At 44.9% G+C, this 11705-nt stretch carries 16 protein-coding genes; 12 read left to right on the top strand and 4 right to left on the bottom strand.

Annotated elements, in window-relative coordinates:
* Positions 1-9: 9 nt before the first annotated feature.
* Both HOP08_02450 and map read left to right on the top strand, forming a co-directional pair.
* Positions 10-633, top strand: coding sequence for a dihydrofolate reductase (locus HOP08_02450; GenBank protein ID NOT73761.1), 624 nt, complete (start codon positions 10-12; stop codon positions 631-633).
* Between the two features lie 53 nt (positions 634-686).
* Positions 687-1451: a type I methionyl aminopeptidase gene (gene map / locus HOP08_02455; protein ID NOT73762.1), complete on the top strand. Its 765-nt coding sequence runs from the start codon at positions 687-689 to the stop codon at positions 1449-1451.
* A gap of 368 nt (positions 1452-1819) precedes the next feature.
* Here map and tnpA read toward each other — a convergent pair whose 3' ends face one another.
* Positions 1820-2272 (bottom strand): IS200/IS605 family transposase, encoded by a 453-nt coding sequence (tnpA, locus tag HOP08_02460; GenBank protein NOT73763.1) that lies wholly within the window; start codon positions 2270-2272, stop codon positions 1820-1822.
* Positions 2273-3009: 737 nt separating this feature from the next.
* On the opposite strand from tnpA, the gene HOP08_02465 reads away from it, so the two are divergent.
* The 8 genes from HOP08_02465 to HOP08_02500 all read left to right on the top strand — a co-directional run bounded on the left by HOP08_02465 (position 3010) and on the right by HOP08_02500 (position 7799).
* A complete protein-coding gene (locus HOP08_02465; GenBank protein NOT73764.1) occupies positions 3010-3582 on the top strand; it encodes a hypothetical protein in 573 nt (190 codons plus the stop codon).
* 33 nt (positions 3583-3615) lie between these two features.
* Positions 3616-4185 carry a dihydrofolate reductase gene (locus HOP08_02470; GenBank protein NOT73765.1) on the top strand — a complete coding sequence of 190 codons (570 nt, stop codon included), beginning with the start codon at positions 3616-3618 and terminating at the stop codon, positions 4183-4185.
* A 150-nt stretch (positions 4186-4335) separates the two neighbouring features.
* Entirely contained in the window at positions 4336-4806 is a 471-nt protein-coding gene (locus HOP08_02475; GenBank protein ID NOT73766.1) for a nuclear transport factor 2 family protein, read from the top strand.
* A gap of 69 nt (positions 4807-4875) precedes the next feature.
* On the top strand, positions 4876-5178 hold the full coding sequence (locus HOP08_02480; protein NOT73767.1) for a DUF1330 domain-containing protein: 303 nt from the start codon (positions 4876-4878) through the stop codon (positions 5176-5178).
* Between the two features lie 73 nt (positions 5179-5251).
* A complete protein-coding gene (locus HOP08_02485) occupies positions 5252-6217 on the top strand; it encodes a hypothetical protein (GenBank protein NOT73768.1) in 966 nt (321 codons plus the stop codon).
* Positions 6218-6232: 15 nt separating this feature from the next.
* Positions 6233-6943 (top strand): hypothetical protein, encoded by a 711-nt coding sequence (locus tag HOP08_02490; protein NOT73769.1) that lies wholly within the window; start codon positions 6233-6235, stop codon positions 6941-6943.
* A gap of 13 nt (positions 6944-6956) precedes the next feature.
* Complete coding sequence (locus HOP08_02495) at positions 6957-7370, top strand: hypothetical protein (GenBank protein ID NOT73770.1); 414 nt, start codon at positions 6957-6959, stop codon at positions 7368-7370.
* A gap of 3 nt (positions 7371-7373) precedes the next feature.
* On the top strand, positions 7374-7799 hold the full coding sequence (locus HOP08_02500; protein NOT73771.1) for a hypothetical protein: 426 nt from the start codon (positions 7374-7376) through the stop codon (positions 7797-7799).
* Between the two features lie 57 nt (positions 7800-7856).
* On the opposite strand, the gene HOP08_02505 is transcribed toward HOP08_02500, so the two are convergent.
* Positions 7857-8690, bottom strand: coding sequence for an alpha/beta hydrolase (locus HOP08_02505; GenBank protein NOT73772.1), 834 nt, complete (start codon positions 8688-8690; stop codon positions 7857-7859).
* 65 nt (positions 8691-8755) lie between these two features.
* Here HOP08_02505 and HOP08_02510 point away from each other — a divergent pair, with 65 nt between their 5' ends.
* Positions 8756-9583: a helix-turn-helix transcriptional regulator gene (locus tag HOP08_02510; GenBank protein NOT73773.1), complete on the top strand. Its 828-nt coding sequence runs from the start codon at positions 8756-8758 to the stop codon at positions 9581-9583.
* Between the two features lie 13 nt (positions 9584-9596).
* On the opposite strand, the gene HOP08_02515 is transcribed toward HOP08_02510, so the two are convergent.
* Complete coding sequence (locus HOP08_02515) at positions 9597-10412, bottom strand: hypothetical protein (protein ID NOT73774.1); 816 nt, start codon at positions 10410-10412, stop codon at positions 9597-9599.
* 109 nt (positions 10413-10521) lie between these two features.
* Between HOP08_02515 and HOP08_02520 the strand changes: the two genes are divergently transcribed.
* Positions 10522-10920: a hypothetical protein gene (locus HOP08_02520; GenBank protein ID NOT73775.1), complete on the top strand. Its 399-nt coding sequence runs from the start codon at positions 10522-10524 to the stop codon at positions 10918-10920.
* A 10-nt stretch (positions 10921-10930) separates the two neighbouring features.
* On the opposite strand, the gene xth is transcribed toward HOP08_02520, so the two are convergent.
* Positions 10931-11704: an exodeoxyribonuclease III gene (xth, locus tag HOP08_02525; protein NOT73776.1), complete on the bottom strand. Its 774-nt coding sequence runs from the start codon at positions 11702-11704 to the stop codon at positions 10931-10933.
* Position 11705: the final 1 nt, after the last annotated feature.

Here is an 11705-nt window from a genome sequence, read left to right on the forward strand (position 1 = left end):
CCGAACGTTATGAGAAAAATAATTGTATTGTCGATGATAACATTGGATGGTGTCATGCAGGCGCCGGGCGGACCAACAGAAGACCCATCAGGCGGTTTCAAATATGGCGGATGGGTGGCACCGTATAATGACGATGTCTCCGGTGAGCTGATGCAGCGCCTGATGAAGCCCACAGATGTTCTCCTGGGAAGAAAGACCTTCGATATCTGGGTAGACTACTGGCCGCAGAATGAAAAGATCTGGCCTGGGATCAATGATGTCAACAAGTACGTCGTGTCCACCACGATAAAAAAGTCAGACCCGAAAGCAACGCAGTGGAAGAACTCTGTATTCCTCACAGGACTTGAAGATATCAAAGCGCTTAAGTCAGGAAAGGTTCCTGGATCGCATGGCAACGACATTCAGGTATGGGGAAGCAGTGAACTTGTTCAGCTCCTGCTGGAGAATGATCTGGTAGACGAACTGTGGCTGATGATCCATCCGTTGACCCTGGGCAAAGGGAAAAAGCTGTTCACCAATGGCCCGATTCCGGCGGCATTTAAACTAACGGAAAGCATCGCTACGACCAGCGGAGTAATTATTGCCAACTACAAGCGCGCCGGAGAAGTGAAGACAGGAACGGTTGGTGAGTAGATTGTGTTAATTGTGCATTGTAATTTGTAGTTTGTATTTCAAACACGAAGGATATGTCCATAACAAAAGAATCGGAGCTCACCGGCATGAAGAAGGCAAGCGAAGCAGTTGCCCTCACGTTAAAGTCTATGAGAGACTATGCTCATCCGGGCATGTCCACAAAGCAGCTGGACAATTATGGAGCAAAAGTTCTTTCTGATTTCGGAGCGAAGTCGGCACCCTACCTCACCTATGGCTTCCCAAGCTGGACGTGCATCAGTGTAAACAATGAATTCTGTCACGGCATCGCTAGAGATAATAAAATACTGAAAGAAGGTGATCTGATTAATATCGATGTCTCCGCCGAGCTCAACGGCTTCTGGTCGGACAACGGAAGTTCTTTCGTGCTGGGCGAAGACATCCATCATCATCAGAAACTGGTAGACGCCTCCAAAGAGATCCTGCATAAAGCGATCTATAATATTAAAGGTGGTGTTCGCATCTCTGACATAGGACATCTGATCGAAACAGAAGCGAAGAAACGCGGCTACAAAGTGATCCGTAATCTGACGGGTCATGGAATCGGCAGAGGCCTTCATGAAGAGCCAAGCGAAATAGCAAACTACCGAGATCCGTTTAACCTGGCACGGTTCAAAAAAAATTCGGTGGTGGCGATTGAGACATTTATCTCAACCACCTCCACCTATGCCAAGACATTAAAAGACGGCTGGACGATGGTAGGAAATAACGGAGGCTTCATGGCACAGCATGAGCATACGATAGTTGTTACGGATGGCGCGCCGATGATCCTGACGGAGAGGAATGGAGTGTGGGGTTAAGGCTGCCTTAGGTTGGTGTTTTCACCAACCTTTTAAAAACTATTACTAAAAACACGGATCACGGATGCACGGATAAAATACATATCTATCCGGAAGACAATGCATGGATTGACACGGATTGATTAGCTACGCTAATTGCCTTAGGTTGGTGTTTTCACCAACCTTTTAAAAACTATTACTAAAAACACGGATCACGGATGCACGGATAAATACATATCCATCCGGAAGACAATGCATGGATTGACACGGATTGATTAGCTACGCTAAAGGCCCGAAGGGTCGAGATTTATTAGCCCTGGCCGCAGGCCAGGGTTTCATGAGTATACGTGCATTTAAGCCCTGAATGGGCGAGATTTATTACGCGAAATTTAATCCCATACATAACGTTCATCGTAGGCAATCCTGTTCTTCTTAAGAAGAGCAATGACTTCCTCTTTATATGTTACTTTCTTATGATGCTCACGCTGATTTTCAACATAATTAATAAGTTCCTGAAGGTCGGCAGGATTTACAGATACCGCGTAGTAGCCACCTTGCCAATAAAACTTCTTTAGCCTCACGTCTTTAGACTTCATCCATCCGGAAGATGAGGTCTTTAGTTCTTCTATAAGGTTCATCAATGCGATCTTCCTGGAAAGAGAGCAAACAATGTGAACATGATCATCGTATCCTCCAATTTTGATGGGGTGACATTCTATACTTGCACAAATTTCAGCCAGATAGTTATGAAGTTCTTTTTCTATCTCCTCAAAAATTAACGGTTCGTGATATTTAGTACTGAAAGTAATGTGAAGATAAATCTTAACGAGCGATTGTGACATTGCATTCATTTTTGATGATGCAAATGTTGGAAAATCGGAAAAGAATCTAAGTTATGATGAATGAATGTTTTCCAGATGAAAGTTCTCAACCACAATCTCGCCCCTGTAGGGCTTAAGCTTATCTACCGCATTCCTATACGGCACGCTTCGCATGCCGCTAATAAATCTCGACCCTTCGGGCCTTAGATAGATTAAAACGCATGAACAATACAACTATGCCATGTAGCCTACGTGCTACAGGTACGCCATGTAGCCAACGTGCTACCTAGGCCCAATAATTCTCAGAAATCCCTTGACTTTTTTTCCAGTTTTTGTTTCTTGTCCCCTCATCCCGCCCCGGGACACTTTGACATAAGCGTGGTTCGATCAGAGCAAATTTGAAAACCCAAAAACCTAATAATTTGCTCAGTTGCACACTTTTTTGAGCATGCACCACCGTTTCCAGCATCAATTCAAAGAAAATCACTCAAAAGCACGGTCGACCCACGGTCACCCCACAGTCACCCCACGGTCACCCCCCTCGATTTAAGGGAATGTCTCCGGTTTCAAACCGGGTAAAGTCCCCGAAAGAGGCCAATGGATCCGAAAAAGGGCCATTTAAGCTGGCTTCAGCCTTCGAAAATTAGGTGGGCATAAAGGACTCTTGACCCATAGGTCGAAGCCATAATGTCACGCTACACCTCTTGACGTAAGGGTGAAATCCAATTATATTCAGGTTAAGACAATAGCATATCACCGTGCCGAAACTAAGAAAGGAAACGAAAGCCGAACTCTCTGCTGTGTTTGCCAATGACGCAGTAATACGTACCTATCGTAACCAGACCGTCGTATCAAAGGTCACAGTTCCACGGCCATCAGATTCCATCAAGAGAAAGGAAATCAATGATCTGTTTACAGAAGCAAATTCATGGGCAAAGGAAACTTTAAAAGATCCGGCCATGAGAGAGTATTATGAGAAAGGCGTTAACGACAAATTATCTAATGCCCACACAGTTGCCCTGACTGATTATCTTCATGCACCTGAAATTCACTATGTCAATCTGAAAGATTATACCGGCACTCCAGGTGATCCTATTCGAATCAAAGCCACCGACAACTTTCGTGTAACCAGTGTGATCGTCAAGATCACCAATGCAAAGGGTATCTTACTGGAAGAAGATGAAGCCATTCGCTATAAGCGCAAGCCGACCATGTGGTTATACAATACAAAGATTGGCAATCCTCTCCTTCCGGGAACGGTCTTCATCGTCTCTGCCATGGACCTGCCAGGAAACGTGACCGAGATGGAATATAAATTGTCAGGTGAATAATTAACTTTATAATTGATCACTTAAAATAATATCATGAGAAAAGTAATCGCCTCCATCAACATGTCCCTCGACGGGTTTTGCGATCATACTATTGGGATTGCAGATGAAGAGCTCCACCAGCATTACGCTGACCTCATAAAAAATGCAGGCACCCTGTTGTATGGAAGAACTACCTACCAGATGATGGAAAGCTACTGGCCAACGGTAGTGAAGACTCCTACCGGCGAAAGATCCACCGATGACTTTGCAGTAGCCATAGGAGACGTTCCCAAAGTTGTTTTCTCCCGAACACTGAAGAGCGTAGAGCCTCAGTCCATCGGCTGGAAAAATATAACGCTGGCCAGGCATGATATTAAAGAAGAAGTTACAGCGCTCAAACAACAACCCGGAAAAGACATCTTTGCAGGAAGTCCAAGCCTCATCGACGCCCTGACAAAGCTTAACATGGTGGATGAATTTCAGCTCTGCATTCATCCTGTTATCGCAGGAAGCGGCCTGCCCCTGTTCAGGAACATAACCGATATGTCAGTTCTTAAGTTATTAAAGCTAAAGACCTTTGGCTCCGGCGCCATTGTTCATTATTATGAGCCGCTAAGAAAATGATTAGCGATATGATGCAACCAAATTACTCCTCTCCGGTACTCTCGTTTCATCTTTACTGAAAATCGTCCGGTTGCCTTAAAATACCTCCTCTGCGAGTTAGGATTATTATTCACGGCTTCTACTTTTGCCTCGAGCAAAAGATACTGCCCAATGAAAACAATCTTATCACTCATCGTATTCCAACTAATCTTTCATACCATGAATGCACAGGACGACCTGCAGAAACTCAAAGCATTGAATGCAAAATTCATTCACAACTTCGTCACCAACGACACAGCCTCACACAGCAAGATCATTCATCCTGACTTTGTCTGTCTCCGCAGTGACGGTCAGTATGTCAACCGAAAAGATTATTTGCTGGAGTGGGCACATGGTTATGATGGATTCAAATACTGGGATTACCGCGATGAACGCATCACCGTTTTCGGAACCACCGCGCTGGTACGCTCACAGAACAAATTCATCTTCGTAAAAGATGGCAAAGAGGTTTCAGGCATGGCCACTTATACTGACGTCTACATCAAAGAGCATGGTGAATGGAAATGCATACAGGCGCAGATTGGAAAGGTCACTCCCGAAAATTACGCCAGCGACGCCACCATCGTCAGAAAATACGAGTAAGGAAAATCTCTTCTGTCGCGTGCATGGTGATAGCTCGTTATCTTTTTACTTTGCGTAAAACGCAGAGACATGCTTTACATCACACAGCTCATCTATATCAAAGAAGGTCAGGAAAAGGTTTTTGATCAGTTCGAGAACGTCGCCATTCCAACCATCGCCCGCTACAACGGCCGGCTCCTCTTGCGTGTCCGCCCTACCACCCACTCATATGTAGAGGCCAGCATCGAACGACCGTATGAGATCCACCTAGTGGAGTTCGATGCCGAGAACGACTTCCATAATTTCATGAAGGATGAGGAGCGGAAGAAATTCCTCCATCTGAAGGAGCAGTCGATCAAAGAGGTCTGGCTCATTCAGGGGAATAAATTATAGGGTACGGGTGGCTTATGGCTAATTAACCATCATTTCATACTTTTATCTTTTTATTGGACACCTACCCTACCCAATGTTTCTAAAGAAGATCAAAGAAAGAGAGTCCGGAGTTTTACTCTACGGAATAACACCCCCCAAAGCCCAGACATCGCCGGAGAAAGTAACTGAGATGGCTGCCAAAAGTCTTAACATCCTCTCTTCACTGGATATTGACGCTCTCGTTGTATATGATGTGCAGGATGAATCAGCACGCACAGCAGAAGAAAGGCCTTTCCCATTCTCCAGCGCACTCGATCCGTTTTCCTACGCAAGCACGTATTTACACACGCTCGATATTCCCAAGATCATCTATCGTCCCGCCGGGATGTTCACCAAAGAAGAGCTTGCCGCCTGGCTCAATGGCCTTAAGGCAAATCGTTTCTATCCTGTGTTCGTGGGTCTCCCCGCTCCCGACTATGTAGTAAAGACCAGTCTGAAAGAAGCCTATGAGTTATGGCGCAATGAACATGGCGATCACTCCGTCATTGGTGCTGTTACCATTCCCGAACGACATGCCGTGTTGAAAGACGAGGAAGTAAGGATCCTTGATAAGGTAGACTCCGGTGTTTCCTACTTTATATCACAGTGTATCTTCAATGTAGAATATACCTTGCGCATACTGGAAGATCTTACTTCCGCATGCAAGAGTAAAAATCAGCAACTACCCACCATCATTTTCACGCTTACCATCTGTGGCTCACCAAAGACCATTGACTTCATGGAATGGCTGGGTATTCATATTCCCGACAACATCAAAGAACAGCTGAAGGCGAGCACCGATCCTGCAAATCATTCAGTTGATCTCGCGGTACTGGTCGCCAAGGAGCTCATTGAGTATTGCCAGAAGAAAGGAATACCATTCGGATTTAATATTGAAAGTGTTGCCACCCGCCGGGAAGAAGTAGAAGCATCTTTGAAATTACTGAGCACTATCACCGGACTTCTGAAAGCAAGCGGTTTGCGTAAGGAAAAGGCAGTAGTCAATGTATCCAATCTTTAAATTCAGAACTGACAGATGAAAACAAGAAAGATCCTCTCGTTTCTCTCTATCATCTGCCTCTTCTCGCTGACGAGTTGTTTTAACATCATTGAAGAGATCTTTCTAAACAAGGACGGCACAGGAAGATACCTGCTGACGGCAGACATAAGTTCCATGCTTGCGATGAAAGATCTGCTGATGGGCCAGATCGAAGGGAATACCGGTAAGAAAGTTTCAAAGAGTGACAAGATCGACAGCGTAATCGCATTTAAAGATATGGCCGACTCGATCCGGAGACGGTTCGTGCATCCTGAACTGATTGAAGTTTCCAGCATGAGAATGGTGGTCAATGAAGAAACGGGCGTGATGAAATTCACACTGGAATTTCCATTTAAAGATCTTAGTGAGATCAGCTTGTTGCAGGAGGATCTTCAGCGCTATGGAAAAAGAAAAGCAGGTCAAAAGATCACAGGGTTCTTTGGATACGTCCCTCATCTTGTCAAAGAAAAGAGATCCATGGAAAGGACATCCGTGATCTCAAATGTCGGGGAAAATCCTGACTACGATTTTGTCAAGAATGCTTTGTCAAGAGCCAGAATAAAGACCATCTACCACCTTCCCGGAAAAGTAAAAAGCACCACGATCCCCGATGCTGTAATCCAGGGAGATCAATGTGAATTAGAGGTATCGTTCAACGATTTCATTACCGGCAAGAAGTCGATCGATGGAAAGGTCGTTTTCAAATAAGCTGAATGAAACAATGAGGCGTCTTCTGCTCATCCTTCCGGCGATGGTGTTGCTGCTCTCCTGCCAGTCGAAGGAAAAGGTCATCCGCTACGACGGACTTTACCGGACCGAATCTTTAATACTCACCCGCGATACCATTACCAGCTTCCTGCGGTTCTATCCGGATGGAAAAGTGATCTCCATGAATAAGCTGGGCAGCACAAAAGATATTGAATCATGGTTTAACCTCGACCTGGAAGATGTTTCAAAGGGAACGGTTGATCTGAAACAGGATACACTCCGGTTTGAGGGAACCAGCTCCATGGGCACCGTTCAGTATGAGGGTGGAATAGATGAAGACGCCGGACTTACCCTGAACATTACCCAATCGAATGGTGATATATCCGTTAAAAAGTACCACTTTGTAAAGGTCTCAGACCTCAAATGACCCATGAAATCAATCCTGTTTATTTCTTTGATACTATCTTCTTTCTTCGCGTCTGCACAAAGCACTACAGAGCTGCTTCGCTTTGATGGTCTTTATCAGACTGAGCCCGAAGTAGATCCGGAGACGTCGGATACCACCACCAATTTCATAAGATTCTATCCGGATGGAAAGGTGATCACCGTCGGATCTACCGGCAAAGCATATGATCTTAAAGGATGGTTTAACCTCAGACATGACGATATCTCCCAGGGAGAATATAAAATAACAAACAGGAAGATTGAATTTTCCAGCACCAGCTCTTATGGTACAGTCACCTATGAAGGTGAGATCAACAGAGATCAAACGCTGATCTTGAATGTAAAGAGTATGATCAACGACTACCATGGCCTGGAGAAATACTTCTTTATCAGAGTCACGGGACTCAAATAACAATACTTTATATAGCTGATCGTTGAATCACTCAACGATCAGCCATCCATTTATAATCTATTTATCCAGTCCCATTTGTTTGGCCGTCTTGATCGCCCACTCTACCGTTGACGGCTTGGTGAAATTCTTGAAGAAGAACTCATTCAGCCAGTAGACCATCAGGTTGGGCTTCTCTTCTCCAACAAAATGAGTTGAGGCAGGAAGTACACAAAGATTTGAATTCGGGATTGCCCTGAAGATACTGATCGAGTGCTCCAGCAACACAGCATCGCGGTCTCCTGAAACAATCATAACAGGCGCCTTGATCTTCTTTAATTGTGCGTAGTCGATATGAGGATTATCCACCATCAGCTTGATGTGCTTTCTCATCAGCGTATCCGGGATGGATGGATATTTCTTCATGAAATCAACTAATACCGGTTCCAATGCGGTACGATCCGGAAAGATATTAGCGCCACTCGCCACCAGCCTCTTTACTCTTGCCGGATATGTATAGCCCATGATCAGACCGATGATACCTCCATCGCTATGACCCCAGATGTATGCTGAATCAATTTTCAACTGACCCATAAGTTCATTCACATCCGAAGCCATCATCTCATAATTCAACTCTTTGGAGCAGCCACTTTTGCCATGACATCTGCTGTCGATCGCAATGACTTTATATTTATCGCTGAGGGATTTAAGCATGTTGGCCCGGGAGCCAATCGATCCACCATTGCCGTGCAGCAGCACCAGCGGCGGACCGCTTCCATACACCTCATAGTACAATTTGATACCATTGACATTGGCAAATTTGCCATCTTTGGAGTTGCCATACGGTACCCCGGATTGGGCGGCCAGCATTCCCGAGATCATCAAACACAGTAAAAAGGAGATTGTTTTTTTCATTGTCTATCGATTTTAAACATTCAAATGTATTGTCACGTTCTAACCCATAATTGTACATTTTGGACATGCAGATAGAATTGTTTCCTTCCAATCGCAAAGACCTCAGTCAATTGATTGAAACATATTATTGTGTCAGAAGCCCGGAGCCCATCGATGCAAGCACAGTTCCCAACGGCAGACCGGACGGATCGATTCTTCTCGAAGGTCAACTGGAATGGTATTTTCCTGACAAAGGCACCTTTGAACTTCTGCCTCCCTGCACACTTTACCCTGCCACTACTAACGGTGGTCGCGCCCGCACCGATGGGCCTACCGTTTGCCTGGCAATCAAATTCTTTCCCAAACTCTTTACACTGAACGGACTGAACACTGCAATGATCAAAGGCCCGATCGGCTTTCAGGATATATTCAGCTCTCAGGAAAGAGTGGATAAGTTGTTACGTGATTTGAAAGCCCAGACTTCCCATGATGCTCATGCAGTTATTCTGGATGACTACTTTATCGAATGTCTCCTGACAGCAGATACCGATGCCTGGCTGACAGAAGTATTCAGACTCGTTGAGAAAGATGATACAGCACCCTTGAAGATCGAGAGCATTGCAGATCATCTTGGGATCAACATCAAAACGCTGGAGCGGAAATTCAAGAAAGCTACCGGACTCAGTCCGAAGGAGTTTATTTCTTTTACTCAACTTCAGAAGACCTTGCATGAAATTATAAAAGAACCTGCAGTTCATGGAAAGTTCACAGCATCACTTGGAGCCGGCTATCACGATCAGTCTCACTTTATTAAAACCTGTCAAAGGATCACAGGCCACACGCCCAAGAAGCTTATGTCTCAGCTTGTTTCCAAAAAGAGTGATCTGCTGATCCATCCAAAAACAAAAAGCTGATCTCTTTAAAGTATCAATTGACTTTCGTTGGAACAACTACTTTAGCCTTTGAGCTGAACAAAGTTCCATCGCTGGATTTATAACCAAGCAATTCATCGACCGCGGCGCGCTGCTCATAGTCAGGATAATACAGCGTGTCATTCTTCAGGTAGTAATCCGATTCACTTTCACTCTGCATCCCACCTTCAAGGATCTTGAAAAGGTGAAGCTGTTGATTGACTTTCACCCTCAGCCAGTCTTTGCCGTTGGGCGATGTGAAGACAGGTTCAAAGGCTGAGAGCTTTTCATACACGATGGCATGAATGGTAAAGTAAACATCTCCGGGCTCGACACCCAGGACTGTGTCATCCATCCACCTGACCAGCTTGTTCGATTCGATGGGCTTTGCATACAGGTCCCTGACAAAATCAACGATGGCATTATAATCCTCTTTGGAAAATAAGTTTGGATCAAGATACAATGTGTGAGGCGCCTGAGTTGGAAGAAGCTTGTAGCGGTCATGAAGAACGGTATCAATGATCACATACTCAGTATTCTTTAAAATATCGGGATCTACCGGAAAGGTGTTAAGTTCTTCCGACGCAAATCCCACAAGGACCTTCTTATCATCTGAATTAACAGGTGTGTATAAGATCTGCCGGCTCCGGATGGTAGTCTCTATGGTCTTTTTGGAAAAAGATTCAAAACGGTATTTGGCGCCTTTGTAATCAAGGTCTTCCGACTGGTCGAGCTTTTGGCGGCACGACCATAAAAAAGCGCTTACCAGAATTATAACAACGAGAGCAATGAGTCCTGCGGTCATCGATTTGAAGGGGGAAAGGGAAATCATAAGTTCGATTTGATATAAATAAAGGGGTATTATCTCAAAATCACAACGCTGAGAGAATGTTTCCAACCTTCATTCATGAACCTGTGTCTAAAACAAAAAGCACATTCATATGAAACATCTTTGGTCCCTCCTTCTTATTGCTGGCTTCATCATGACGTTAGCATTCTCTTGTGACAAGAGAAATGAAGTGATTGTTCCCGCCGACTCTCCCTCACCGGTTGTTGAAGTCTATGCACCCTCCACGGTCATGCTGGGGCAATCCATAAGCTTCAATGTTCGTCATCAGGTATTCAATGGATGCGGAAGATACTCAAGAAATGAAGTTACGGAGAGTGGAAAGACCTGGCATATTACCTTCTATGGAAAATATCCGAGCACCGGAGCGTGCACTGATATTATTGCAACACTGGAGACACCCTTTCAATTTACTCCCACCCAGACGGGACAATACATTCTGAAATTCAAGCAGGGAGATCAGTACATTGACACGATCATTCAGGTAAACTGATTAATTAGTATTACAGATCGATCTTCAGTCCTACGGGGCAATGATCCGATCCATGATACTGATCATAGATCACTGCATCTTTCACAGCAGGCATGACACGGTGGTCCACAAGGAAGTGATCGATACGCCATCCGATGTTCTTGTTCCTGCCGTCGATCACAAAGCTCCAGTACGTGTACTTGATCTCTTTGGGATAGAAATGACGATAGGTATCCACGACACCTGAATCAAGAAGACGGGTAAATCCATCAATCTCTTTCTGCGTGTAGCCGGCAGATTTATTATAGTTTTCTTTTGGTCGGGCAAGATCAATGGCTGCATGCGCAACATTGAAGTCACCACAGGCAATCACCGGCTTGCGCTTTCTCAGCCAGGTCATATAGGTCATGAACTCAGCATCCCATCGCTCGCGATAATCCAGTCGCGCAAGACCATCCCCTGAGTTGGTGGTATAAACGGTTACCAGAAAATAATTAGTGAACTCAGCTGTGATCACCCTTCCCTCTTCATCAAACTCACCCATCCCCATATCGTAAGTAACATTGACGGGCTCTTCTTTGGTGAGAATGGCGGTTCCCGAGTATCCTTTCCTCGCTTTGGATGAATTCACAAACACATGATATCCCTTCAATGCTTCCAGTGCCTCCAGGGTATCCTCCTCACTGGCTTTGGTTTCCTGAAGGCAGAGGATATCCGGCTTCATGGCCTTCACACTATTCAGAAATTCTTTTTTCATGATAGCACGAATGCCGTTGACGTTCCAGGAGACAAAGTGAAGAAGCATA

It is taken from the genome of Cyclobacteriaceae bacterium, assembly GCA_013141055.1.
GTDB lineage: Bacteria > Bacteroidota > Bacteroidia > Cytophagales > Cyclobacteriaceae > ELB16-189.

Excerpts from the sequence above, each read along its gene's own strand:
- HOP08_02450 (NOT73761.1), top strand. The coding sequence starts at position 10 with ATGAGAAAAATAATTGTATTGTCGATGATAACATTGGATGGTGTCATG.
- map (NOT73762.1), top strand. The coding sequence starts at position 687 with ATGTCCATAACAAAAGAATCGGAGCTCACCGGCATGAAGAAGGCAAGC.
- tnpA (NOT73763.1), bottom strand. The coding sequence starts at position 2,272 with ATGTCACAATCGCTCGTTAAGATTTATCTTCACATTACTTTCAGTACT.
- HOP08_02470 (NOT73765.1), top strand. The coding sequence starts at position 3,616 with ATGAGAAAAGTAATCGCCTCCATCAACATGTCCCTCGACGGGTTTTGC.
- HOP08_02475 (NOT73766.1), top strand. The coding sequence starts at position 4,336 with ATGAAAACAATCTTATCACTCATCGTATTCCAACTAATCTTTCATACC.
- HOP08_02480 (NOT73767.1), top strand. The coding sequence starts at position 4,876 with ATGCTTTACATCACACAGCTCATCTATATCAAAGAAGGTCAGGAAAAG.
- HOP08_02485 (NOT73768.1), top strand. The coding sequence starts at position 5,252 with ATGTTTCTAAAGAAGATCAAAGAAAGAGAGTCCGGAGTTTTACTCTAC.
- HOP08_02490 (NOT73769.1), top strand. The coding sequence starts at position 6,233 with ATGAAAACAAGAAAGATCCTCTCGTTTCTCTCTATCATCTGCCTCTTC.
- HOP08_02495 (NOT73770.1), top strand. The coding sequence starts at position 6,957 with ATGAGGCGTCTTCTGCTCATCCTTCCGGCGATGGTGTTGCTGCTCTCC.
- HOP08_02500 (NOT73771.1), top strand. The coding sequence starts at position 7,374 with ATGAAATCAATCCTGTTTATTTCTTTGATACTATCTTCTTTCTTCGCG.
- HOP08_02505 (NOT73772.1), bottom strand. The coding sequence starts at position 8,690 with ATGAAAAAAACAATCTCCTTTTTACTGTGTTTGATGATCTCGGGAATG.
- HOP08_02510 (NOT73773.1), top strand. The coding sequence starts at position 8,756 with ATGCAGATAGAATTGTTTCCTTCCAATCGCAAAGACCTCAGTCAATTG.
- HOP08_02515 (NOT73774.1), bottom strand. The coding sequence starts at position 10,412 with ATGATTTCCCTTTCCCCCTTCAAATCGATGACCGCAGGACTCATTGCT.
- HOP08_02520 (NOT73775.1), top strand. The coding sequence starts at position 10,522 with ATGAAACATCTTTGGTCCCTCCTTCTTATTGCTGGCTTCATCATGACG.
- xth (NOT73776.1), bottom strand. The coding sequence starts at position 11,704 with ATGCTTCTTCACTTTGTCTCCTGGAACGTCAACGGCATTCGTGCTATC.